The following is a 24,271-nucleotide window of genomic DNA, read 5'->3' on the forward strand; positions in this document are numbered from 1 at the left end:
CCGATTAACTGAGGTCGTAAATGGCTAATCGATTAGTGGAAAACGATTACATTGTCAGACCGGGAGAATTAGGCTGAAATTTAGGGTGAGATGGTGTAAAATGACAAGGTATTCTACAACAGAAAGAGGTTATCAGTGATGGCAAAATTAGTATTGATTCGCCACGGACAAAGTGAATGGAACTTAGCTAACAAGTTCACCGGCTGGGTTGACGTTGACTTAAGTGAAAAGGGTGTTGAAGAAGCCAAGGCCGCTGGTCAAAAGATCAAGGAATCTGGCATGAAGTTTGACTACGCCTACACGTCAGTTCTGAAGCGTGCGATCAAGACGTTACACTACGTTTTGGAAGAATCCGACCAACTTTGGATTCCAGAAACCAAGACTTGGCGTTTGAACGAACGTCACTACGGTGCTTTACAAGGCCTGAACAAGAAGGAAACCGCTGAAAAGTACGGTGACGACCAAGTGCACATCTGGCGTCGTTCCTACGATGTTTTGCCTCCACTTTTGGATGCAGACGCTGAAGGTTCAGCTGTTAAGGACCCACGTTACGCTAACTTGGACCCTAACATCGTACCCGGTGGTGAAAACTTGAAGGTTACCCTGGAACGTGTTATGCCTTTCTGGGAAGACCAAATCGCACCTAAGTTACTCGACGGCAAGAACGTCATCATCGCCGCCCACGGTAACTCACTCCGTGCCTTAAGCAAGTACATCGAACGGATTTCCGACGATGACATCATGAACCTCGAAATGGCTACTGGTGAACCAGTTGTCTACGACTTTGATGAAAAGTTAAACATGATCAGCAAGACGAAGATGGGCAAGTAGTCCTTCCGACTCGAAGCCGCCTCGGTATTTAGGGGCGGCTTTTTCGTGGCCTGAAACTGGCTACCAGCATTGATAATTAGCAACTCACTTTAAGAGAGAAAAGAGATTGAATTTGGCAGACAAAGCAGTCACACAAGTTGAAATGATGAAGATTATTGGTTTATTCCGCAAAGAGGGTTTCACTGGCGAGTACGAAACTTTTCAACGCGTCAGTGGCACCGACCGGGAATTCTTTGTGGTGATGAGTAACGAACAGGGGATCAAGGCGTTGTTTAAGGCTAGCTTGATGTTGAACGCTGTGGAGTTCCAGTATGTGTTGGATGACAAGCATACGTTTGTGACGGAAGAGGCAGATGCTAGCTAAGAGTGACAATTCTTCAAAGTGTTACCAAATAACAGACTAAGATTACTAGAAAAGACATCACGACATGCAATTTAAGCATGTGGTGATGTCTTTTCTATAATGACACGATTGTTTTTTCAGGAGTTAGGTTGACTACTGAAGCCTAAACAGTGATCACTCTGAATTGACGGCGGCTTTAAGTTCAAGTGATTTCAGGTCAATGAACGGCGATCAAACCAGTAAACGATCACAATCAATGGCAATGTTACCCCCATAACTGGGTAGAGCCATGACCAGGGAAGAATAGCCGTAATGAGCCCCGCCAGCATCGGTCCGCCAGACATCCCGAGGTCGATGCCAATATAGAAGGTGCTGTTGGCTAAGCCGCGGTCTGATCTGGGCACAAGAGAGAGCGCCTTGGCTTGGCAGATTGAAAACATCAAACCATAACCAGCAGCGAAGCCAAAGGCCCCGAGGAACAGCATGAACCAATTATTCAAATCAGTTAAACCAATGATGCCCAGGAGATTAAAGCCTAAGCATAGCCAGAAGAATTTCTTGAAGGGTACGTGGTCAAACGCATCGCGTAAGGCCATCCGCATTATCAATAAAATAATTGCGTAAGTCGGGAAGAAGACGCCCGCTGGCACGGCAAAGTGCCGGTGAGCAATATAACTCACAATGTAGTTTTCTGTGGCAAAATAGGGTAACGAAAACAACAGTAGGATAACTGCCAGGGGAACGACCTTGGGTTGAACTAATTGAACTCTTTTAGGGGATGTCGTGCTCGCTGGGCGCGGGGCAACGGGACGACCATGGTTGCCAACGAACTGAATCACAACCAGCATGAGGACGCTGAACAGGGCAGCGACCCAGAAGACACTTTGATAGCTGTAGTGTTGGTATAAGTAGACACTAATTGCTGGGCCCACGGCCATCCCTAAGGCACTGGCCAACCCATAAATTCCCATCCCCGAACCGATTCGATCGGCTGGCAAGAGGTCCGCCATCCAGGTGGCCATACAGACGGAACATAACGTATAGCCAACACCGCTAATCACACGAGAAAGTAGAATTAACGCCACGTTGGTGGTCAGCGTATAGCCTAGGCTTGCTAGTAAAAGCAAGAGGCCACCGACTAGCGTGAGAGTGTATTTAGACACGCGGTCGGTTAGATTTCCAGCTAGTGGCCGCAAGACCAGCGCGGTCAAGTTCATGGCCCCGGCAATGACACCTGCTAGAATGCTGCTAGCCCCGACATTAGCCGCAAATCCGGCAATAATCGGATTGATTAACATTGGCCCCATTAAATAAAAGAAACTGGCCACTAAAACTAAGGACACATCTTTGGTATATAAGCGTGTGTGCACGCCAAATCATTTCCCTTCTAAGTTGGCATTAGCGCGGCGGGCTAATGCTAGAAATTGTTGTTGTTCTGCCGGTGTAAAGCCAGCGAAAAGTTCTTTACTTGTTTGCCAGCCATGCTGATCAAGCTGTGCGTATTTGGTTGCCCCCAGCGAAGTCACTATGACTAGCTTTGACCGGCCGTCGTCAGGATTGGGCACGAGCTCCACGACCCCTGCGGTTACCATGTGTTGGACAATCACGCGGGCAGTTTGGTGGGTAATCCCTTGGTAGTCCTTAAACATCGCGACGGTTTGCTGGGGATGTTCCGCAAAATACCGCAAGGCGTCACCCTGTTCGGTGGTTAAATTCAAATTCTTAATGTGAAAATTTCGGCGCTGCTTGATTCTACGAGCCAATTGTAGCAGTTGCCGTGAAATCATATCGTCTCTATTCATGTGATCACCTCATTGGTATATTGTACAGTATACTGTACACTTTGGTAAGACCTATTTTATTTTTAAAAATGATGATATGCCGATCCGTGAAAAGTCTTGGGCCGTTGAAGCGGGGCTACAGTTGACGTGAGACGACTTTTTAGGACTCATGGCTAACGACTAAAGATTGCCGATAATCAGAGCCCCCAGACTTGACTGTACCGTTACAGGATAGTTTAAAATGGTAAGTATCATGAACGGAACTAAAGGCAAAGGTGGGCAAGTATGACAACGAGTGAAAAACAACGTGAACATATCAGTGTACGGGGTGGGAACGTCCATAATTTAAAAAACATTGACGTGGACATTCCCTTGAATCAGTTTGTGGCAATCTCAGGTCCCTCGGGATCCGGGAAGAGTTCGCTGGCAATGGGAATTTTATATGCGGAGGGGTCGCGGCGGTACCTGGAGGCGCTATCCACCTATACCAGACGGCGAATCGGTCAAAGCAAGCGATCGCAGGTCCAGGAAGTTCGGCACATTCCGTCCGCGATCGCCCTGCGGCAACGGCCGGGCGTCCCTTCCGAGCGCTCAACGGTGGGGTCGATGAGTGAGTTGTTTAACGTCGTGCGCCTCATCTTCTCGCGCCTCGGCTCGATGGTTTGTCCCAACGGGCACCGGATCGCCCCCAGTTTGAAAGTGGCTCAGGCCATGGACCTTCCGGGTGGCGCCGACAGCAAGATGGGAATCGTGACCTGTCCGGAGTGTGGGGTCGAATTCATGGCGAAATCCGCCGAAGACTTTGCCTTCAATTCCGGTGGGGCCTGTCCAGAATGTCATGGGACGGGGACGGTTCAGACCTTAGACGAAGACAAGTTGATTGGCGACGAGAACCTCAGTCTGTCTGAAGGCGTTGTGGCTTCATGGCATTTGCCTGGCCGAAACTTTATGCCGACGGTGGCGGAGACGCTGGGCGTACGCATTGACGTGCCCTACAAGGACCTCACCGACCGGGAAAAAGACATTGTCCTCAACGGTGCCAAGAAGCAGTATCCCGTAGACTTTCGGACCTCAACCGGACGAGTTTTCCATACCGACAAGACGCTGTATGAGAACGCCCACGAGGCCGTCTACGATTCCCTGAAGACGGTGAAAAGTGATCGCGCGATCAAGAAGGTCAACGAATTTTTCCACTTCTCTGTCTGCCCAACCTGTCACGGAACGCGGCTGAATCCAGAACTCTTGACGCAACTAGTTGGCGGTAAAAATATTGCGGAAGTTTCTGACCTGACCCTGGGGTCATTGTCCGACTGGCAAACGGCGGCAAAGGAAGAGTTGCCCGCTGAAATGAAAGCCATGGCTGATGTGCTCTTCAAGAATTTGACGGATACGTTGCGGCCTTTGCTGGAACTGGGACTGGACTATCTGACCTTATCGCGAAACGGCAATACATTGTCGACCGGAGAGCTCCAACGACTCCAACTCGCCAAGACTATTCGGACGGAGACGACGGGGGTTCTGTACGTCTTGGATGAACCCTCCATTGGCTTACACCCCGATAATGTTAAGGGGCTGATCCGGATCTTCCGGGAACTAATTGCCCAAGGAAATTCTTTGGTTGTGGTTGATCATGAAGTCGATATCATTTCAGCTGCCGATTGGGTGATTGAGATTGGCCCGGGGTCGGGGGATGCCGGCGGTCAAATCATTGCCGAGGGCACGCCGCAAGACTTAGTGGGGAATCCGCAATCACTGATTGGGCCTTACATTTCTGGACAGGCTAACATTATGCATGACAAGGTGCCCGCTAGTCGGAAGGCCAGCGATCTCACGACGCAGTTTGAGGTCCAGAATTACTTTAATCTACACGACATCGCTGTGTCCATTCCTGGAAATGAAATCACCGCCGTTACTGGGTTCTCTGGCGCTGGTAAGACGAGTCTGATCTTGGACAGCCTAGTCCCAGCCATTCAGGCGGCGAATGCCAAGGCCGCCCTGCCCAAGCAGGTGACGACCCTGAAGACCCATTTGAAAGATGTCGTGTCCGTGGATGCCAAGCCGATTGGGAAGAATACCCGTTCGACGGTGGCCACCTACACCACCATCATGGATAATTTGCGGCGGCTATTTGCCAATTTACCGGAAGCCAAGGCCAAGAAGTTTAGCCTCGCTTACTTCTCGTATAATAACAAGCAGGGGGCGTGTGAACAGTGTGGCGGACTGGGCACCATTACTCTGGATATTCAATATTTGCCGGACATGGAAGAGGTCTGCCCTTACTGCCACGGCGCGCGGTACAAGGACGAGATTCAACAGATTCGTTGGCACGGCTACAACATTGTCGACCTGTTGAACTTGTCGGTCCGTGAGGCGTTAAGTGTCTTTGAAACGGTTCCTAAGATTGAGAAGCAGCTCCAATTGCTAGATGAAATGGGACTGGGCTACCTGCATTTAGGCGAAAGCACGCCAAGCTTGTCTGGTGGGGAAGCCCAACGGTTAAAGCTCATGAGCCACTTGAATAAACGCCAAGCCAAGACCTTATTTATCTTCGACGAACCTTCTGTTGGGTTGCATCCTCAGGACGTGCAAACGCTACTGGGTGTGATCAACAGTCTGAAGGCCAAGGGCGCCACGGTTATCATCATCACGCATGACCTTGATCTGATGGCCAACGCTGATTACCTGATTGATCTGGGCCCCAAGGGTGGGCAAGCCGGTGGCCAGTTAATGGCTAGCGGTGAGCCACAGCAGCTGATCAAGACGACGAAGAGTTTGACGCTGGATTATTTGAAGGCACATTTTGAAAAATTCCATTTAGTTAGCTAAATCTAGTGACTCAAAAATACTTTAAGTAGGCCTTTGATTGCCAGTAACGAATGCTTTCAGGGTGAATTGGAGTCGTCTCACACAGTGGGACGGCTTTTTTTGTTACGGATGAATTTACAATTGAAATGCAGCACCTGCTCAGATGATTAGAGTCAACGACCAATTAATGTCGAAACAAATTACCGGTTAGACACAATATAAATTGTTAATAACGTGTAGAAAGTCCGGATGAAGTTCGATATACTAAAGTCAGTTCACAACAGTTGAGCAATCATGATTATTCTGTGGTAATCAGTGGCGTCCAGCAACTATTATCACAGGTTCAGGAGGCGTTTGACATGCATTGGGGAGCAGGAGTCAGTCAACAGCAAGCTACACGACACTTTAAAAGCTGGATGGTCACCGCGGTTATTTTAACTGAAATTGGTGGGCCGCTCATCACACCGGTGAGGGCACTAGCGGCGATCACGACGGCTGAACAGGCGTCGGTTGGATCGGACGTCGATCGGTCAGGGGAGGCGCTCTTGGGGAGTGCGTCTTCAACGGATAGTTCGAGCGAAGAGAGTCAAAGTGAATCCAAAGCACCGGCGTCAGGAGGTACCGGGTCCGCGATGGCTGTGTCGGATGCTGTGGCAACTCATGAAACAGTGACCGCGCCAGAAGCCGGGAGCAAGCCAGAGAAGTCAAAGGTGCCGAAGCCCGCTGCGGCTAAGGCCGACCGACCACGTGCGACGAGTAGACAGGCCACCGAGTCGATTGATCAGTGGATGCCGAACAAGCGGCTCCAACGGGCAATCTTTTATCAATTAACCCATCTCATTCCAATTCCGGATGATGAGAAGACTTGGCAGTCAACTGCTGATATTACGAAGGATGACATGAAGCGGTTGAAGGCCTTATTTATTGGTTATTTCGGTGGTGAGAATGGCGAGTCGACCTACAATCCGGGTGGCGAAGAATATCGGCTTGATGGTCTGGAGTACGCCACTAATTTAGAAGTCCTCATGATGGGTGGTGGGGGCAAGGATGCGGCGCCTTATCAAAACTTCGGGAATATCGAGAACGTGTCACCGTTAAAGAATCTGACACAACTGAAGAAGTTATGGCTGAGTAATAACCGAATCAGTGATGTGTCGCCATTGGCGGGGCTAACCAATCTCACGGAGTTGCAGCTTCATGATAATTTTATCGCGGATTTTTCAAGCCTGAAGAATATTCCGGCTGATGTCAGTGATAATGACATGTTTCAGTACATCTTTCCGGATCCCATCAAGGTTAACTCGTGGACACGCAAAGTTCATTTGGATATTCCGATTCACTTACAGAACGGTGAGCTAGCCACGGGTGTCGACCAGCAACTCGAAGATATGTATTTGAACCACCATTATGTGGGTGGTGCCTATGGTTACGATGGTGATCCCGTTACCTTTTGGTACACCCAGGGGGGGAAGGTCACCGAGGATGGCCAAGGTGGGCTCGATTTTACGAATATTAGTGACCAGGCGTCGTTCCCTCAAGGTGGCGTTCAAACGGGTAATTACTATTTCTTAATCGCAAAGTATGAGATAAACAAATACTCTTTTTGGATTATTCAGAGGTACGATATCGGTGATGCCGCCAAGCCAGTCACGGTGAACTTTCAGGATGAGCAAGGCCATGAACTGGCGGCCAGTCAAACTCTGAATGGGGATATTGGTGATGATTATCGGACGGAAGCTGCCAAGATTCCCGGCTATGAGCTGACAAGAACGCCCGTCAACACGCAGGGAAAATTTGGCGATGAGGCGATCACGGTAACCTATGTCTATCGTAAACTAGCTCCGGTGTCACCAGTTACCCCGCCGATACCGAATCCTACCCCAGCCCCGGGACCGACCCCAACCTTGCCGGCTATTAAGCAAGGTCGTGTGACGGTGCACTATCAGACCGCTGAGGGGATGCCGGTTCACAGCGATATCAGTGTTGTCGGTCAGGTGGGGAGTATTTATCAGACGCAACCACTGTCACTGCCAGGTTACCAGGTCGTTGGCCAGCCGACGAATGCCGTCGGGATCTTTGGTGAGCAGCCGGTGGACGTGACTTACACCTGCGCACCTAATGTGGTGAGTGGCGGTCAGGGGGATGGGTCTGAGCCAGCCAAGCCATCCGTACCCGTCGGCAACGAGACGGCAACAGGTAACAGTCAGACTGGTCAGCCAACTACGACGTTGCCGCTCCATACTGGGAGTGCGTTTGCGACCGCAACGAAGCCTGAGAAACCATCGGTGGCCTTGCCTGCGACGAATGAACGGGTCACGTCGATTCGTTGGTTAGGTTGGGTCGTCTTGGTGGCCGGCCTTGGTGGCTGGTGGTTTAAGCGACATCGACAGTAGAAACTAATGACCGAGGTATCCGCGACGATAACGGATGCCTTTTTTGCCATATTTGGAAATGTGTGAAGCTGGTTTTGTAGACTTTTGAGTGAATTTTTTTAAAAATGTCACTGGCCTAAGCGCCGGTACTTGGGCGATCACAGAAATGATTACGATTGAATTTCCCTTGTCTGACTAACAAAGTGTTTCGTAGTATGACCTAGTATTTTTCTGGTTTAGTCGTTATAATGGAACTAGTTAATACGAAACATTATTACATAGTCAATAAATTTCCAAATGACAACTAGACCGTTTAACTAGGAACCGCCAGTGAGGAGCGATAAATCATGAAGCCTTTGGATAATAGTAAACGTCACTACAAGATGTACAAGCAGGGAAAATTCTGGGTATTTGCCGGAATTGTAAGCGCTACATTGGCATTTGGCGTTCCAGTGACGGCCAACGCCGCCACTGATGGGCCGGCAGATCAGGTACCTGTTGCCCAAAAGGCACCCGATTCGGAACAGCCAGAACAGCCGGCGGCTCCTGTCGCTAAGGTCGACGATGGCGAAGAGAATCTGCCAACCGGTGAAGAACAAAATAATCCTGCGCCAACTGTCACGGCCGATGATAAAGAGACGAACGATGATAATGATGTGGATAAGGATAACCAAGCGGACCACATTGTAGCTCCCGTTAAAAGGGTGGAAACAACATCCAAGCGAACCCTCAGAGATTATGCACCGGAACCGACAGCCGCCCCAATCGCTGATACACCTGCGCCAGTCGCTAAGGCGGACCAGTCTATCGATGAATGGATGCCTAACAAACAATTACAACTGATTGTGCTCTATAACATTCAACAAGAATTACCTGACTTGGATCTGACCAGTGTTGATCAGATTACTCAGGACAACATTAAACAATTAACCAAGTTAGAAGCGGTTGGTGGCAATCAAACGCATAAATTGGATACCTATATTGATGGCAAGACCGCGTTCTCACTGGAAGGGCTACAGTACGCTACCGGGTTGACCTGGATTAATTTAAAGACAACGTTTGGCCTGGGCTCCAGCAAGTATCGTGGCGATATTGTGGATCTCTCGCCATTAGCTCATCTGACCAATTTGGAAACTTTAGACGTCCAACATAACCGTATTCAAGACCTTTCGCCACTAGAAACCATGACCGGACTAAAAGAAGTATACGTAAATTTCAATAGTATCATGGACTTCTCGCCAGTCATTGGCCGGGCATTTACGGCGTCGGCCGCAACCTTTGGCGACTATAACCAGGTGGTGGTCTTACCGACAATTAAGATTGACCCGAGCAACCCCACGGCAACTCTCAAGGTTAAGGTTGTCACTAAGAATGGCGAAAGTGATGCGCTCCAAATCCCTGGCGATGTCATGGTGGTTAATGACTCGAACTACAATGATGGTCAAGATGATCTGTTCAATATTTACTACCAGGGTGGGACGCCAACAGCGAATGCTGATGGGAGCCTAACCTTTAACGACATCAAGGCTCAGGAGCCCGGTGTCACCAGCTATAAAAATTTCAGAGTGACACCATTAGCCAATAAGTATTATTTGACGGCGAAGGTTCAATCTAAAGACAACTACAACAATTTCCAAATCATTCAGCCCTATGAAATGGCTACCGCAGCGGCACCGGTCAGCGTGCATTACGTGGATGATAAGGGGGCCACGATTCATGTCGACACCCAGGTGAATGGGATGGTTGGGGACGCCTATACCACATCGCCATTGACGATTGACGGCTACAAGCTGAAGACCACACCAGAAAATGCCGCCGGGACCTTAGCGGCTACGGCAATTGACGTTACCTACGTTTACACGGCCGATGCTAAGCCAGTCACGCCAGTCGATCCAACACCCGACGCGATGGGGACTGTCACAATCGTGAGTGTTGACACAGACGGCAACGTGTTGACACAATCCGTGAAATCAGGAAAGGTCGGCGATACCTACAACGTTGCCGCACCAACGATTACTGGATACAAGGTGGTTGGCGATACGACTGCCAACGGAACTTTTACCGCTAATAATCAAACGGTTATCTTTACCTACGCTGAGGTTGATAATGGTGGGGATGCCGCCACGGTAGACCCCACGACCCCGGCTAAACCAGGAAAGGTACCTGATAACGCGGGAGATAAGGTAGCGGACAAGCCCGTGGCTAAACCAATCGTCCTGAAGACCCATGGTCAAGGCGCCAAGATTACCAGTCATGCCCCGGTTAAACTGGCTGCTAAGTCAGCTAACCAGGCCACGACTCTTCCACAAACCGGTGACAAGTCCGTTTCTCCGTTGGCCGGCTTGGCAGTGTTGATTGGGAGCTTGGGCACGTTGTTATTCCGGAAGCGGAACTAACAGGTTCTAAATAAAGTTAAGTCGAAAACGCAAAAGATTATGAAAAACCACTTCCAAAACGGAGGTGGTTTTTTGAGTGAAGTTAAGTATTCGAAAGCGCTACGAGGTTATCTCGATGTTGAATACATAGAGTTCCAGTAGGTAAGTAGCGAAGTAGCACAACAGTAATAAAAAAGTGGCGATGCCTGATTGAAAAGGCATCGCCACGTCTGTGTGTCGAGCTTAAATTTTGACGCCAAAATTAATAATCCTCGTCACCAGCAGTTACTAGTGCTTCGGGACGCCACAGAAGCCATCACAGGCACACTTACGGTCAGAGATCATTGGGCAGTGGCAGATCCCATCGGCGCTCGCACAGCCGCAGCCAGGGGCACAGGTCATCCCCGCATGACAGAATGGATTATCCGCTGTCTTTGTTTCGTTCTTTTTAACATTTTCAGTCATTGTGATTACCTCGAATTCAGTATTTTTAGCAGCTTTCCAAGCCGTCCGTGCTGGTTAACGTGAAACCTTCATCAAGTTTCTGGGTCAATTGCACATGTTCTGATTCAGTCAATGTGGCCGGTTCACTCCCCGCGGCGGGATGCGTGAAGACTTGGCGGTACAATTCGGCTTTGGCGTCCGCTGAACTGTCAGCTTTCACCGTTACCGCGACGTCAAGTCCAGCGCCAGTATCGATGTATGCGGTACCGTTGTTGACGATAAAACCAGTTGCAAAATAGTCCTGATGATTAACAAGAAAATACGCAGTCATGATTGGTTCCTCCTCGACGCAAAGCTTGATGTCTCCCTTAAAGTGTACTAGCCGGCGTTAATAAAACAACATGGTGGCTGAAGTTGACTATTCCTATTCCCAAAGAAATTTGAGGGTAGTTTTTTTAGGTGTAATGACCGGTAATTGTGTCTCAAAATTAGTGTTCCGAAAAATATTTTTAAGCGCAATAGAAGCACGCATCTCGCAAATCTAGCGTCAATTCTTTTGCCAAGTTGTCCTGACATGAAATAGGGTGCCTATCGTGACGGCGTTTTAAACAAACGGCATTTTGCAAGACGAGTGACATGCCATTGTTACGGCACTTTTCGTGGAAAAGGGCGAGGATAAGTGCAGTTACTAAAAGATTCGCAAACAATTACAATTTAGCCTAAGGAGGTGGCGAGGACAATGGCAGAGCGAATTGAGCTGGATGCGTTACATCAATTTTACAAGAGTTTGAATAATTTAGTTGGGACCGAATCAATGCTGATTATCTACGAGCATTATAAAGGCACCCAACTAAATTTTCCGGTCCATTTATACGATCGTAAGGTAACAGCTCAGCTAGTGCTAAAAGAATTCAACGGACATAATCAACACGAGTTAGCTCGGAAGTATGGGTACTCGCAGAAATGGATTCAGATGGTGATGCGGGAAGCTAAAGAAGACAAATAGGAGTGATTTCAAGATGGCAGACTCAAGAATTTTTAAACTAACTGATGGCTTGGACCTTGAGATGGTCGGTCAGGCTATTCAAAATTGGCTACGTGAAAAGAAACAGCTACACGCTGAGGGCATGCATACCAACGAAGGTTACCTGGTTCAAGCTAAACAGGAGGATAGTTGGAAGACCATCGTGGGGATGGATTCCGCGATTCAAGTTCAGATTTTCAGCGCCGGTGAGAATCAGATTATGGTTAACGTGGGTTCAGGGAAATGGATTGATAAAGCTGGGGCTGCCACTATTGGGATGATTGCCTTTGCGCCCCTAGCTGTGACCGCCGCCATCGGTGCCTGGAACCAGAAAAAATTACCGGAAGAACTCTTTGCCTACGTGGAACAATTCATTATGAGTGGGGGCAAATCCGTGACGGTTTCCATGGCTGCCAGTCAGAGCGCCCACGAAGGTGAAGTCATTTGTCCGAACTGTCACGCCGCCAATAAAGCCGATGCGAAGTTCTGTGTCTCTTGTGGGACCAAGCTCGGTAAGGAATGTCCGAACTGCCACGCTTCAGTCGGATTAGAGACGAAGTTCTGTCCAAATTGTGGGACGGATTTGAATCCTAAGCCAGAGGAAAAGACCTGCCCTGACTGCCAGAACGTGGTTTCAGCCGACACCAAGTTCTGCCCCAACTGTGGGCACGCGTTTAACTAGCGGGGAGTAGACCGATGAAGATTTGTCCAAATTGTGGTCATGACAACCCCGAGGGCGTCAATTTTTGTGAGAATTGTGGGACTGATCTAAGGTCCGAAACGGCTGGTCAGACTGATTCAGACCAGCAAAAGACTTGTCCACGGTGCCAGGCCCTGAATCCTCAAGACAGTCGGTTTTGCGAAAACTGTGGTTATGACTTTGAAGCGCCTGACCCGAAACAACCTGACACTGAAGCTGCCGAAAGCTCTGCACCGACGCCAGCGAAGCCAGCTGCCAAGACGCCAGCAAGTGAGCCTCAGGTGGCGCCAGTTGAACCTGTTGCCCCCAAGAAGGTTGCGACTCGGCCGCAAGCACCAGATAATCAGGTCACGTCACAGCCAGCACCGAAAGAAAATAAATCCAAACGCCAATGGGTGATCAGTGCCGTGATTCTAATTCTCCTTATTTGTGGTGGGGGCTACCTGCTGTATAGCAATGGGAGCCACGCCGCTAAGCCAGCCCGTTCGGAGAAGAAGGCCAGCAGTCAGGCGCAGCGGCGCCAGTCATCCTCTAGTCAGGCGACTAGCCACCAAGCGACGGTCAATTTTAACCAAACAGAAATTAAAGATGCGGTCACCGCGGCGTTGGACCCCCTGCAGGGAACCAGTTCTGCCTACGTGTCGCCGGTCGATAGCTCACAGAGTGTGGTTGTCAACAACGGGTCGCAGAGTGCGGCCAGCAGTATCAAAGTTTTCATCCTCGTCACAGCCTATGCCATGGCTAAGGAGGGGGTCTTTGACCTCGACGCCACCCATACCGTTACCGATAGCGAAAAGGTTGGCGGGACCGGTGTCATTCAGGATATGGATGCCGGGACAAAGCTGACGTACCGTGAGGTTTTGCAACATATGATTGACGACAGTGACAATACTGGGGCCAATATTATGATTGCCAAAATGGGTGGTTTCAGCCTCATTAACAACAAGATTAAGAGTATGGGAGCCACGGATACCAAGCTCCAGCGGAAGATGATGGACACGGACGCCATTGAGGATGGCCGTGATAATACCACCTCGGCGCGGGACTTGGGGATGACCCTCAAGAAAATTTATAATCATCAGCTGGTGTCAAAGACTGCTGACGATGACATGCTGGAAATTCTGGCAAATAATCGGAATCGGGCCAAGTTGCCGAAGTTATTGCCGAGTGAAGCCAAGGTCTATAACAAGACCGGGGAGTACGCAGATTACGGCGTCCAAAATGATGCTGAAATCGTGGCCAATAAGCGGGGGGCCTTCGTTGCGGTGGTCCTCGCGCAAGATGGCAAAGAAGCCGATCAAGTGTCGGCGATGAATCAGTTAGGGTTAAAACTGTATCAGAATATTTTAGAGTAGTGAGGGTTTAGTATGAGATATTGTCCGTATTGTGGAAATCAAGTTAAGGCGACTGCCAAGTTCTGTCCGAGCTGCGGGAAAGCATTGCCAGCAACACAGGAGACGGCACCAGTCGCCAATGAATCGAATCAAATCAAGGATCTTTACGACACCGCCACGGCTAAGTTGAACCATTACACTGGCGAGGAAGGGGCCGTCAAGGTTAACCTGTCTGATTTGTTCTCTGAGGTCTTCAAGCACCATTCGAAGGGCGAAGCCAATGCCATCTTTATTGCCGGCACAGAGACCACTACACCAGCCTTAGCCGACGTGTCAGATGAGTGGGCGAAGCCGTGGCTGTTTTCACGGATTTTGCTCGGCTTCTTACTTGCCTTTGCCGTGTTACTGTACATGGCCGATGCCTTTCATAATCAGAATGCTATTCCGGGATTAATTCTAGTGGGGGCCTTTGCCGTGCCATTTTCCGGTCTGGTCTTCTTCTTTGAAGCCGATGCCTTTAAAGACGTCAGTCTCTTTGAAGTCGTCAAGGTCTTCTTTATTGGCGGGATTTTTTCGCTAGTCGTCACGCTATTTTTATATCAATTTGTGACGTTCAGTACCACCAGCCAGATCTTTGGGGTGATGACGTTAAAGGATTCGTTATCCATTGGTTTGGTCGAAGAACTAGGTAAGGTCCTGATCATTAGCTACTTTATCAGTCAGCTGAACGTTAAGCATATCCTCGATGGGATCCTGATTGGGGCGGCCGTTGGGGCCGGGTTTGCGGCCTTTGAAACCGCCGGCTATATCTATAGTGCCGGTGACCAACTGGTCGCGGTTGCCATTCTCCGGGGCTGGTCAGCTATCGGCGGACACCTGGTTTGGGCAGCCATTTCAGGTGGGGCTTTGATGGTGGTGAAGCGCGCCAAGCCGTTTAAATTCAGTCAGATGTTGGACGTACGCTTCCTGGTATTCTTTGCCTTAGCGGTCTTGATGCACGCGACTTTGGACTGGGACGTCACGATTCTTGGCAGTTCCTATGCGAAGCTAATCTTGTTGATCGTTGTGGCTTGGATCATCGTGTTTGTCTTGATGAGTGCCGGGTTGAAGGAAATTTCTCATTTGAAACAGCAGGCGCAATCTTAAGTTAAACGCAACAGAAAGAGACGGTTAGTCCTTTACCAGGGCTGGCCGTTTTTTGAATGGCACGAGTTGTTCAAAAAAACGGGAATCATTGATATTTTTGTTGAAGCCAGTCTTTGTCTGACACATTGTGTCACTATGTCTTGCTATATTAAGGACATAGTTATTTCAATTAACAGTTACAGCTCAATATAATTGGATAGATAACTAGAAATAGGTTCAAAATTGAGGAGGAAAAAAGTATGCGAATGACTCATATTTTCAGTGCCCTATTGGTAGCGACGACGCTTGGCACGACGGCACTCGTCACCGTTCCGACCACGGCTCACGCCAAGGCAAAGACCACGTTGAAGACTTTCCCGAAGAGTATCCGGGGAACGTGGTATCACTACGAGGAAAACAACGGCTATTACTACAAGTCGATGGCGATCAGTTCCAAGAAACTGACGGTCAAAAATTACATGGATATCTTTGCGAAAAAGCAAAAGAAGTGGACCGGAACCTTACATACCACCAAGAATCAGAATGACGTTTGGCAGTACGGCGGTAAGAAGAGCCACTGGACCAGCGCCAAGGCCGTCAAGGGTGGCTATACCAAGATCGTTTCCTACGGGATGTTTGCGACGAATGGCTCCGGAACCTACAAGGTCGTTCACAAAACCTACAAAGGCAAGTCCGTTAAGGTGCTCTACAACAAGCACATTGCGAACAGTTCTGGCTCAAAGAAGTTAGCCGACCACTATTATCAAACCAAGGCGCAGGCCAAGTACTTCAATCCAGTTGGCGCCTTGCACAAGTAAACGACAAACGAGACAAGGAGGAATTACACAATGAAATTAACACACATGATGGGCGCCATCTTAGCGTCAGTTAGTCTGGGTGCGGCCTTAGTTGTTGCCACGCCTACAACGGATGCGCAGGCTAGTTCGAAGATGAGTCTCGCTAGTTTCCCGACGAAGTTCCAGGGGACTTGGTATTACTACCAGAATGGCCACTATAATCGGTTCAACATTGAAGCCAAGAAGACCTCATATCGTAACTTTTATGGCAAAAAGTGGCAAACGGGTCACAGTCCTGTCAAGGTCACTAACCTGAAGAAAGACATGAATAACATTAAAAAGGGAAAGAATAATACCCTGATATTTATGAGTAAAGGCTGGTTAGTAGACCAATCCTGGCAGTATCATTACAGTGACGCAGGCTTCGGTACGGTCGGTACCGAAAGTTATAAGATTGTCACCCGACAATACAAGGGGCAACCCATTAAGTCGTTGTACATCTATGCGATGTGGAATGCCGGTAATGGTGAAGCGCACCTGCAACACTATTACAAGACCAAGGGTCAAGCCAAGGCGTTCAACCCAACCGGTGGGACCGAAGACTTTACTGACTAAAGAATAATTGAATGAAGATTACAAAAACACGATCAATCCGAAATGTGGATTGATCGTGTTTTTTCGTGCATCAGTTTAGAGAAACCAGTCGCGCAAACGGTCCTTGACCACTGCTTCAAACTTATTGGTTTCGGTGGGACTAGCGGCGTCAATTTCAGCGTAAAGGTTGTTGTTAATCTTCGTCAGAATTGCCGTGAGTTGGTCCAACTCGGTATCGCTCAGGCCGCTCAGAAATTCGGGGACCTTGGCTGTTTCGGCCGAGGCCGTCTGTTGCCCCAGATTCGTTAGGCGAATGATGGTCTTGCGGCGGTCGGTCGTGGACTTTTCCTTGGATACCAGATCCTTCTTGACCAGCTTGTTCACAAATTCCGCGGTCGATTGGACCGAGAGATTGAGGCGGGTCGCTAGTTCCTTTTGCGAGAGACCATCGGCTTGTGAGAGGGCCAGGAGGATCTTTCCTTGGCCTTGGAACCGTAACGGATGTTTGTTTTTATCGGCATGGTTGCGGTGGGCGACTTCGTCCGCGGTATGGTGGACCATATCGAACTCAATTAACTTACCCGCTGCATTTTTTTGTTTGGTTAAATCAGGCATAAGACCGCCTCCCTGTGGCTATTATACCCGACAATCCCTAAAAAAAGACAGCAGAGACGAGTAAAGTCTTGACATATTGATCAGGGGGCCTTATTATAATTTTAGTCAGGGGGACCTGATTAAAAAACAAGGTAAAGAGGGAATTAAAATGTCAGCAATAAATGCAATTGAAGTCAACCACCTTACCAAGAAGTTTGGAGAAAAGGTCGCCGTTAATGATGTGTCGTTTAAGGTCCGTCAGGGCGAGGTCTTCGGACTCTTGGGTCCTAACGGTGCAGGGAAAACCACGACTTTGCGGATGATTACCACGCTGCTCAAGGCCGACAGCGGTCAGGTCAAGATTTTCGGCCACGATACCGCCAAGGAAGGTCGCCTGGCGCGGTCCATGTTTGGGCTGACTGGTCAATATGCTTCCGTCGACGAGGATATTTCGGCGCGACAGAACCTGATGATTTTTTCCCGATTGAATGGGCTGTCACGGCAGGAAGCCAAGGACCGCACGGCGGAACTCCTCACTGAGTTCTCACTCGAAAATTCAGCGGACAAGCCGCTGAAGGCCTTTTCCGGGGGAATGCGTCGGCGGTTGGATCTGGCGGTAAGCTTGATTACGCGGCCAGCTCTGATCTTCTTGGATGAACCGACGACGGGGCTAGACCCGCGGACCCGTTCCCAAATGTGGGACACGATTCGCAAGTTGGTTGATCAGGGATCAACAATTATTTTAACCACGCAATATTTGGACGAGGCGGACCAATTAGCCGATAATCTAGCCATCATCGACCACGGTCATGTAGTCAAGATGGGCACGCCTGCCGAACTTAAGGAACAACTCGGTGGGCCACGGGTCACCTTCACCCTGAGTCAAACGCGTCAGGTCGCCGCCGCTGAGCAGTTGTTGGCCACCCAGGTGGCCGGAGACGTTCGAGAAGAAGGACCCGACCTCAGCGTGAGCCTGGGGCAGGTGGCCCAGCTAGCACCCCTCCTAGCGACCTTAAATGACGCTAAGATTGGGATTAGCCACCTGGCCGTGCAGGAGCCGTCACTGGATGACGTCTTCATGAACCTGACCGTCGGCAAGAACTAAGAAAGAGGGAACTGAAAATGGATATCCGAATTCACCGCGGCAATGTGATTCAGAATACCGCAACTATGGCTTATCGCAACTTATTAAAGACGATTCACAATCCAGACCAATTGATGGATGTCGTCATTCAACCCGTTTTATTTATGTTGATGTTTGGCTACCTCTTTGGCGGCGCAATTGCCGGCGGGGTTAAGGCTTACCTGCCAACGATTGTGCCTGGGATCTTAATTCAAACGATGTTGTCAGCAGCGTCTGGCTCGGGGGCACAAATCAGAGAGGACCTCGACTCCGGTGTCTTCGACCGATTCAAGTCGTTACCCATGGTACGGATTGCCCCATTGGCTGGGCAACTGTTCGCCGATAGTTTACGGTTGTTGATTGCCGCCATCACCTCGCTGACCACTGGCTATCTCATGGGCTGGCGTCCCGGTGTTGGCTTGGGCTGGGTGGTCGCTATTGGCTTGCTAGCCATCTTCATGGGCTGGGTGTTATCCTGGGTCTTCGCCTTGTTAGGTTTGTTGGCTAAGAGTGCCGCCGCGGTTCAGAGTGTGTCTTTGATGACAATGTTAGTGCTGTCCTTTATGTCAAATGCCTTCGTTCCGATGCATGCTTTGACGAAACCGCTTCGGTTCATCGCCCGCCTGAACCCAGTGACCTATGTCATCACGGCCATCCGGCAAATTCTGGCAACGGGCAGCTGGACCCATGAAGCTTGGGTCGTTCTGGTCTTTGGGGTTGTGATTGTGGCCATCTTCGCCCCACTGACGGTTTGGGCCTACGATCGGAATTAAATTTGTGGATAACATAAAACGGCTAGACCTCAGTTGGTCTAGCCGTTTGCTTGTCGCAAGCCTATTTAATGTTCAATGCCTGGCCGTAAACCCAGTAACGACGGGTGTGGTGCTTGCTCGTTGCCTTGATTCGGTACCAGTCATATTGTGTGGCTTGGCTCGCACTGCGGTCAATTTTGACCTTGCTACCAGCCTTGAGCTTAGCTGATTTCCAGCTAAATGTCTTGATCACCTTGTAGTCACTGTTCGGTTGGTGGCTCGTTAACTTAAAGTGTTTGTAGTTCTTCTTAATCGTGGCCGTCCCATGGAACTTGTGGTACTGAACGGTGCCGACTAATGAACTCGCCTGGCTGACCGTGCCCATCCCCATGGTTCCAATCAAACCGGCGACGCCTAAAAGTAATGCTGCTTTTTTCATTTCGTAAAACCTCCCCAGATTTTATTCCCTTAGGAACGTTTTAACTATAGCACAGTTTAGTGGGTTGCCTTTTGATTCACGGGAATGTTTGCCAAACCGTAGTCATTATAACAATTCCATAAACATTTAGGTTTCCAATCTTATTTTGGATAAGGTCATTAGTACCGTTGCTGGGGATGCGGATTATTCCCACTAAACAAGGTGATTTGCTGGTGATAATAGGACTTGTTTTCGATGATATCGAGCAGTCCCTTCGCATAGTCGGCATAGCTAATATAGTCTTGGCGTCCATCGTCTGGATCCTGAGAGTGAGCGGGTTTAAATTCGTCACCGTTAACGTGATATTGCCCCGTACTGTTGCCATCCGGGTCGAAGTTGTAGGTAGGGGTCACATAGGTCCAGTTGACCGTAGTGTAGGTTTGCAGGATAGCTAGGCCCTCAGCATGGGCGGCGCAGAGGTCCTGCATGTAATCCGGGTAGTAGCGTGGGAGCTCTTGGAGGACGTGCGTGTGGGCCGAATTAATGAAAAGGGTACTGGCCGCCCCGACTTTGAGGTAGTGAATTGGCGTGCCTTGTAATAGGGAGACCACGTGTTCAAGGCCTTCATAGTGGACGACCTCTGTGGCGGGTGTCCAGGCGCCAACGGCATCGACCACGGCGTCAACCCCGACAAAATCGTCTTGTCCGAGGTCCCGCATGTCCTTAATGATGACTTGGGGTTGTTTCAATTGTGGGTGTTGCCGGTGGGCAATACCGACGACGTCGTGGCCACGTTTGATGGCGGCACGCATGACGATCCGCCCCAGATGACCATAGGCACCGATAATCATAATTTTCAAAATAAAGCCTTCTTTATGTTAATAAAAGCTGGGTTTGGACCCGTCGGTGTGGGGTTCACTAATACCGATCGATTGGTTGATGGCCTGACTGGGGTCAAGGATGAGCGCTGACAGATAGCTGGCAACACTCTGACGGGAGACCTCAGTTCCCTTGAAGGGTTGGCCCTTCTGGGTAAGCTCATAGCTGACAAGGTCTTTGTCGGAGAACCAGGCGGGCCGGACCAGGGTATATTGTAGCCGGCTATTTTCGATGATCTTAGCCCCAGCAGCATAAGCGGTCAGCGTAGACCCCAGCATCTGAGCGTTCCATTGACCATATCTGCCCGGAATTTCATTGTAAATGCCATTTGCAGAAATCCAAATGATCCGCGTAACCTTGGCAGTCGTCATGGCGGAAACGACCGCCTGAGCCTGTTGCTTCAGATTGGCCCCATAGAGGTTTGCGTAGACGAGGTCCTGTCCTTGCATAGCCGCAGTCAAGTGTGCGGTATCCTTCACGACGTCGGCTACGACAATGGTCACACGACTATCATAGCGAATATCGTCAGCCAAGTGATCCGGATTACGAACCAGCAGGGTGAGACGGACACGTGAGTCTTCGATTAAATTACGGGTAACTAAGGTGGCAATAGAGCCAGATGCACCAAGAATTAAAACATTTTTCATTAGATAGTTCCTCCTAAAAAGTGATAAATTTAACGGTTAAAACACCAACAAACATGACGACTAAACCGATGATTTTGGCTCGAGTCATGCGATTAACTTGTGAGGCAAACAGGCCAAAATTTTCAACTAAAGCACTAAAGACCAATTGGCCAAACAAGGCGAGTACGACGACTTGGCCGGTTCCAATCAGGGGGACCAACCAGGAACTGCAGAGAACGTATAACGCCCCGATGATACCTCCGATCCAAATCCACCAGTATCGTGGGCCTTGCTTGAGCGCCAGGCGGATATTGGAGAAATGGGCATGTGTGATGAGGTTCACCAATATGAGGGAAAGCACCCCAATCGTAAATGAAATAAACGAGGCCCGGATGGGTGAGTGTAAGGTGGTTCCCAGGTAACCGTTGATTGCCGTTTGCATGGCCATCAACATGCCAGCCAGGATGGCAAAGAGCTGATAGAAGAGTTGACTTCCCTTGCCGGCATGTCGTTCCGCTGCCTTTAGCAACGGGTCACGTGGTTCGAAGAGACCTAATGAGAGAATGACGCCGCTGACGATGAGTACCAGGCCAATACCTTTGGCCCAGGTTAAGGGGTTGGCAGGGGACTGAAAGAGACCAAATTGGTCGATGAGAATGCTCATGATGATTTGGCCCATGATGGGTAAGACTGTGGTTTGGAGACTGCCGATTTTTTGAAACAAGACCACGTTCCCGGTTAGGGCAATGGCGCCGAAGAAACCACCCAGCCACAACCAGCTGGGATTGTGAGTGATAAAGGTGCCACTGATGAGTAACGGTTGCCGCGTGACAAGGTTGAGAAGAAGTAGGAACACCCATGCCATCAAAAATGAAAAGCCAGATGAGAGGTAGGGGGAGAGAACGAAGTCACGGAGCTTGGCGTTAACAGCCGTCTGCATGGCTAAGCCAGCACCCATTGCAATGGGAAAAAGTAAGAGTAGCACGTTATCACTTCCTTTAATTTTGAATCGTCTCTAATCTTACAAGGGGACGGGTGAAGAACCAATTTCAGGATCGAATCCAATCAATCGGTTTTTCCGATAGTTCCTGCTGCCGACAAAGTTGCCAGTGGGTCTGGTCACGAATGAAGGTGAGTTGGAGAAAGACAGTGGTGGAAAGGGTGGCCGATTGGAACTTGGCGGTCACCTGAATCCGAGCATGGTGGTTGGTCATCTCCGAGACAGTGGGTGTCGCAAAATCTGTGTAGGTTAACTCTCTATTTTGCAAGGCATCGATCCAGTCGTATTTGGACCGTGCTGGACCCTGTAAGGGTTGTCGCTCGGCGGTGATCGCCAGGAACCGGTTTAACTGACAGATGTCTCTGTGGCTGACTGCCACTAGAAGTGTGTGACAGTCGGCCAGTAAAGTTGATTCGGATGAAGTCATGTATCTGACCGCCTTTCTTGATCAAGCTATGGGATTAATCATAGTGGGCGGTGCGATTAAAACCAATTGCGTCTCACGATAGGACAAATCGTTTTAACCGATAATAAAAAAACCCGCCAATGGTTAGGCGAGTCAAAGGGGTTAATCAAATTGTTCTTTTAAAATCTGGGCAAAGGATTCAATGTAGTAGCCCGAGTTATCTTTCTTCCAATAAGCATAGTAATGTTGTGTCAGGTCGCGTCCATGATCCACCAATTTTAGAACCCGATTGGTGCTGGGATTGATTTGATTGGCAGTCCGACTGTTGACGACAATGTAGCCTTGTCCGGTGGTCGCTAGCATCTGAGCTTCGCCAAAGCTAGAGGCAATCTGGAAGGGACTCTGGATGCCAAGGACCTCGCGATAGTAGGTCTGTTCCGAAGCGTATTCATCGGCCCCAACGATCAGAATACAAGGGAGATCCGCGAGCTGTGTTGTATCGACCACAGATTGATCGGCACTAAAGGCTTTGGGAGCAACGACAACCATGTAGTCGGCGGAGGTCAGAAATTCATTTTCAAAGGCGGATGAGAGTTCATAACGTTGGTCGGAGAAATTTAAATCAATGTGGCCCTCACGAACTTGGGTGAATAGCTCGGCGTAGGAGTCGCTGTGAATCTGAACCTTAACTTGGGGAAACTGGCGGGAGAATTCGGCGACGGCCTCGAGAAATTCTTGTGAACCGAATTTACGAAGGTAGCCAAGCTTGAGCGTGTACGTTTCAGCCGTATGGGTATCGATGGCTTGCGTCTCGGTGATGAGGTGGTCCACTTGGTCGAGAAGTTCTTGAGAATGTTGGTAGAAGTAGTCTCCCGCGGCAGTTAGTTCAAAACTTCTACCCTTCCGTTTAATTAAAGTCACGCCCAAACTCGCTTGAAGCTCTTTGATGCGTTGAGAGAGGGATGATTGTGAAAGATGGCATTCGATGGCGGCCTGAGTGTAGCTGTGATTTTTCACGACCGCAATGAAACATTGAATTTGGCGAAACATGGTGTGGGCTCCTTTGGGTGACGTATTACGGTTTAGCATAACCGACTGGGCGTAGATTGCCAAGTTTGGGGTATCAGTGGGCTAATTGGTTTATCGGTCAGAGTTCCCCAGACCTCGATTTCCTATTTTTTCCATGTAATTTGGATAAATAGAAAATTTTATTCATTGTGGCCACATTCGTGGTTATCGGATGCAGTTTTGACTTCCACTAAAGACAGGAATATAGATGGAAGATATGGTGCACCCAACTCTTAGTGAGTGGTCGTGTTTTGAACAGATTTAAGCTGCCTGAGAAAGAATTTCAATCGCCGTTCGTTACCGTGCTGGTAAAAAGAACGGCTTTTTTTGTAAAACACTTTGTAAGACTGGAAAAGGCACTTAATTGATAAATGGGTCCAGTATCAACCGATGTGCTAGTGGAAGAGTCGTTGTGGTCCAATAACTTTTGAGCGACAGTCATGACGAGTTAAAACAAGTATACATTGCGATGTATAAAAGAGTGCCACACAGTTGAAATCCTGTGGTGAGTAGGTATTAAGGCACACGGACATCTTGAATGTAAATGTCCACACTACTATAATGTGAGTATGATTAAAGTAGCCACCAAACGGTTTGTGGGCAGAACGGTTCAAAAGGACTTGATCGAGAATCCGCTAAGTAGCTGTAAATAGCTGTTTAGACGCCTTTGTACAGACCTGGTAGATTAGTGGATTTTTAATTGGAATGCGTTTGATTGGACAGACGATCAGGTGTGAGTAAATGGGCTAAATTGATTGGTTACAGGCTTTTACCTGCGTTTTTGACTAGAAATGGCCAAACTTATCATGAACAGTATCACCAGTTTTTATTGATAAACATATGCAACTAGATCGGTGAAAATCAGGCTTATTAACCAACG

Annotated in this window: 24 protein-coding genes; 13 read left to right on the forward strand and 11 right to left on the reverse strand. The window is 49.1% G+C overall.

Features of this window, described 5'->3' with window-relative positions; all coding sequences use genetic code 11:
- Positions 1-138 precede the first annotated feature (138 nt).
- Positions 139-831 (forward strand): 2,3-diphosphoglycerate-dependent phosphoglycerate mutase, encoded by a 693-nt coding sequence (locus IV54_RS00315; RefSeq protein ID WP_057877430.1) that lies wholly within the window; start codon positions 139-141, stop codon positions 829-831.
- 112 nt (positions 832-943) lie between these two features.
- Positions 944-1,195, forward strand: coding sequence for a hypothetical protein (locus IV54_RS00320; RefSeq protein WP_057877454.1), 252 nt, complete (start codon positions 944-946; stop codon positions 1,193-1,195).
- 191 nt (positions 1,196-1,386) lie between these two features.
- Here IV54_RS00320 and IV54_RS00325 read toward each other — a convergent pair whose 3' ends face one another.
- Both IV54_RS00325 and IV54_RS00330 read right to left on the reverse strand, forming a co-directional pair.
- Positions 1,387-2,544, reverse strand: a complete 1,158-nt coding sequence (locus IV54_RS00325) for an MFS transporter (protein ID WP_057877431.1) — start codon at positions 2,542-2,544, stop codon at positions 1,387-1,389.
- 6 nt (positions 2,545-2,550) lie between these two features.
- Positions 2,551-2,976 (reverse strand): MarR family winged helix-turn-helix transcriptional regulator, encoded by a 426-nt coding sequence (locus IV54_RS00330; protein ID WP_057877432.1) that lies wholly within the window; start codon positions 2,974-2,976, stop codon positions 2,551-2,553.
- A 264-nt stretch (positions 2,977-3,240) separates the two neighbouring features.
- Between IV54_RS00330 and IV54_RS00335 the strand changes: the two genes are divergently transcribed.
- The 3 genes from IV54_RS00335 (at position 3,241) to IV54_RS00345 (ending at position 10,528) form a co-directional block, all read left to right on the forward strand.
- Positions 3,241-5,781 (forward strand): AAA family ATPase, encoded by a 2,541-nt coding sequence (locus IV54_RS00335; RefSeq protein WP_057877433.1) that lies wholly within the window; start codon positions 3,241-3,243, stop codon positions 5,779-5,781.
- A 338-nt stretch (positions 5,782-6,119) separates the two neighbouring features.
- The gene (locus tag IV54_RS00340) at positions 6,120-8,153 is read left to right on the forward strand and encodes a MucBP domain-containing protein (RefSeq protein ID WP_057877434.1); all 2,034 of its coding nucleotides are present in this window, start codon (positions 6,120-6,122) and stop codon (positions 8,151-8,153) included.
- Positions 8,154-8,479: 326 nt separating this feature from the next.
- On the forward strand, positions 8,480-10,528 hold the full coding sequence (locus tag IV54_RS00345; RefSeq protein ID WP_057877435.1) for a MucBP domain-containing protein: 2,049 nt from the start codon (positions 8,480-8,482) through the stop codon (positions 10,526-10,528).
- Between the two features lie 267 nt (positions 10,529-10,795).
- On the opposite strand, the gene IV54_RS11910 is transcribed toward IV54_RS00345, so the two are convergent.
- The gene (locus IV54_RS11910) at positions 10,796-10,972 is read right to left on the reverse strand and encodes a hypothetical protein (protein ID WP_164478995.1); all 177 of its coding nucleotides are present in this window, start codon (positions 10,970-10,972) and stop codon (positions 10,796-10,798) included.
- A gap of 25 nt (positions 10,973-10,997) precedes the next feature.
- A complete protein-coding gene (locus tag IV54_RS00350) occupies positions 10,998-11,282 on the reverse strand; it encodes a hypothetical protein (protein WP_057877436.1) in 285 nt (94 codons plus the stop codon).
- 408 nt (positions 11,283-11,690) lie between these two features.
- Between IV54_RS00350 and IV54_RS00355 the strand changes: the two genes are divergently transcribed.
- From IV54_RS00355 to IV54_RS00380, 6 genes are all read left to right on the forward strand, one after another.
- Complete coding sequence (locus IV54_RS00355; protein WP_057877437.1) at positions 11,691-11,957, forward strand: Mor transcription activator family protein; 267 nt, start codon at positions 11,691-11,693, stop codon at positions 11,955-11,957.
- Between the two features lie 13 nt (positions 11,958-11,970).
- Positions 11,971-12,657, forward strand: coding sequence for a zinc ribbon domain-containing protein (locus IV54_RS00360; protein ID WP_057877438.1), 687 nt, complete (start codon positions 11,971-11,973; stop codon positions 12,655-12,657).
- Positions 12,658-12,671: 14 nt separating this feature from the next.
- Positions 12,672-14,030 carry a serine hydrolase gene (locus IV54_RS00365; RefSeq protein WP_057877439.1) on the forward strand — a complete coding sequence of 453 codons (1,359 nt, stop codon included), beginning with the start codon at positions 12,672-12,674 and terminating at the stop codon, positions 14,028-14,030.
- A 12-nt stretch (positions 14,031-14,042) separates the two neighbouring features.
- The gene (locus IV54_RS00370) at positions 14,043-15,155 is read left to right on the forward strand and encodes a PrsW family glutamic-type intramembrane protease (protein ID WP_057877440.1); all 1,113 of its coding nucleotides are present in this window, start codon (positions 14,043-14,045) and stop codon (positions 15,153-15,155) included.
- Between the two features lie 239 nt (positions 15,156-15,394).
- Entirely contained in the window at positions 15,395-15,952 is a 558-nt protein-coding gene (locus IV54_RS00375; RefSeq protein ID WP_057877441.1) for a hypothetical protein, read from the forward strand.
- 30 nt (positions 15,953-15,982) lie between these two features.
- Positions 15,983-16,546, forward strand: coding sequence for a hypothetical protein (locus IV54_RS00380; protein WP_057877442.1), 564 nt, complete (start codon positions 15,983-15,985; stop codon positions 16,544-16,546).
- A gap of 75 nt (positions 16,547-16,621) precedes the next feature.
- On the opposite strand, the gene IV54_RS00385 is transcribed toward IV54_RS00380, so the two are convergent.
- Positions 16,622-17,140, reverse strand: coding sequence for a MarR family winged helix-turn-helix transcriptional regulator (locus tag IV54_RS00385; RefSeq protein WP_057877443.1), 519 nt, complete (start codon positions 17,138-17,140; stop codon positions 16,622-16,624).
- A 148-nt stretch (positions 17,141-17,288) separates the two neighbouring features.
- On the opposite strand from IV54_RS00385, the gene IV54_RS00390 reads away from it, so the two are divergent.
- Both IV54_RS00390 and IV54_RS00395 read left to right on the forward strand, forming a co-directional pair.
- Positions 17,289-18,224 carry an ATP-binding cassette domain-containing protein gene (locus IV54_RS00390; RefSeq protein ID WP_057877444.1) on the forward strand — a complete coding sequence of 312 codons (936 nt, stop codon included), beginning with the start codon at positions 17,289-17,291 and terminating at the stop codon, positions 18,222-18,224.
- Between the two features lie 17 nt (positions 18,225-18,241).
- Entirely contained in the window at positions 18,242-19,015 is a 774-nt protein-coding gene (locus IV54_RS00395; protein ID WP_057877445.1) for an ABC transporter permease, read from the forward strand.
- 61 nt (positions 19,016-19,076) lie between these two features.
- On the opposite strand, the gene IV54_RS00400 is transcribed toward IV54_RS00395, so the two are convergent.
- The 6 genes from IV54_RS00400 to IV54_RS00425 all read right to left on the reverse strand — a co-directional run bounded on the left by IV54_RS00400 (position 19,077) and on the right by IV54_RS00425 (position 23,373).
- Positions 19,077-19,433 carry a hypothetical protein gene (locus IV54_RS00400; protein ID WP_057877446.1) on the reverse strand — a complete coding sequence of 119 codons (357 nt, stop codon included), beginning with the start codon at positions 19,431-19,433 and terminating at the stop codon, positions 19,077-19,079.
- Between the two features lie 158 nt (positions 19,434-19,591).
- Positions 19,592-20,263, reverse strand: a complete 672-nt coding sequence (locus tag IV54_RS00405) for an NAD(P)-dependent oxidoreductase (RefSeq protein WP_237756634.1) — start codon at positions 20,261-20,263, stop codon at positions 19,592-19,594.
- A 27-nt stretch (positions 20,264-20,290) separates the two neighbouring features.
- Complete coding sequence (locus IV54_RS00410) at positions 20,291-20,938, reverse strand: NAD(P)H-binding protein (protein WP_057877448.1); 648 nt, start codon at positions 20,936-20,938, stop codon at positions 20,291-20,293.
- Between the two features lie 13 nt (positions 20,939-20,951).
- Positions 20,952-21,902, reverse strand: a complete 951-nt coding sequence (locus tag IV54_RS00415) for a DMT family transporter (protein WP_237756632.1) — start codon at positions 21,900-21,902, stop codon at positions 20,952-20,954.
- A gap of 64 nt (positions 21,903-21,966) precedes the next feature.
- Positions 21,967-22,344 carry a hypothetical protein gene (locus IV54_RS00420; protein ID WP_057877449.1) on the reverse strand — a complete coding sequence of 126 codons (378 nt, stop codon included), beginning with the start codon at positions 22,342-22,344 and terminating at the stop codon, positions 21,967-21,969.
- 141 nt (positions 22,345-22,485) lie between these two features.
- Positions 22,486-23,373 (reverse strand): LysR family transcriptional regulator, encoded by an 888-nt coding sequence (locus tag IV54_RS00425; RefSeq protein ID WP_057877450.1) that lies wholly within the window; start codon positions 23,371-23,373, stop codon positions 22,486-22,488.
- Positions 23,374-24,271 lie beyond the last annotated feature (898 nt).

Origin of the sequence: Levilactobacillus paucivorans (assembly GCF_001437125.1) — a bacterium.
GTDB lineage: Bacteria > Bacillota > Bacilli > Lactobacillales > Lactobacillaceae > Levilactobacillus > Levilactobacillus paucivorans.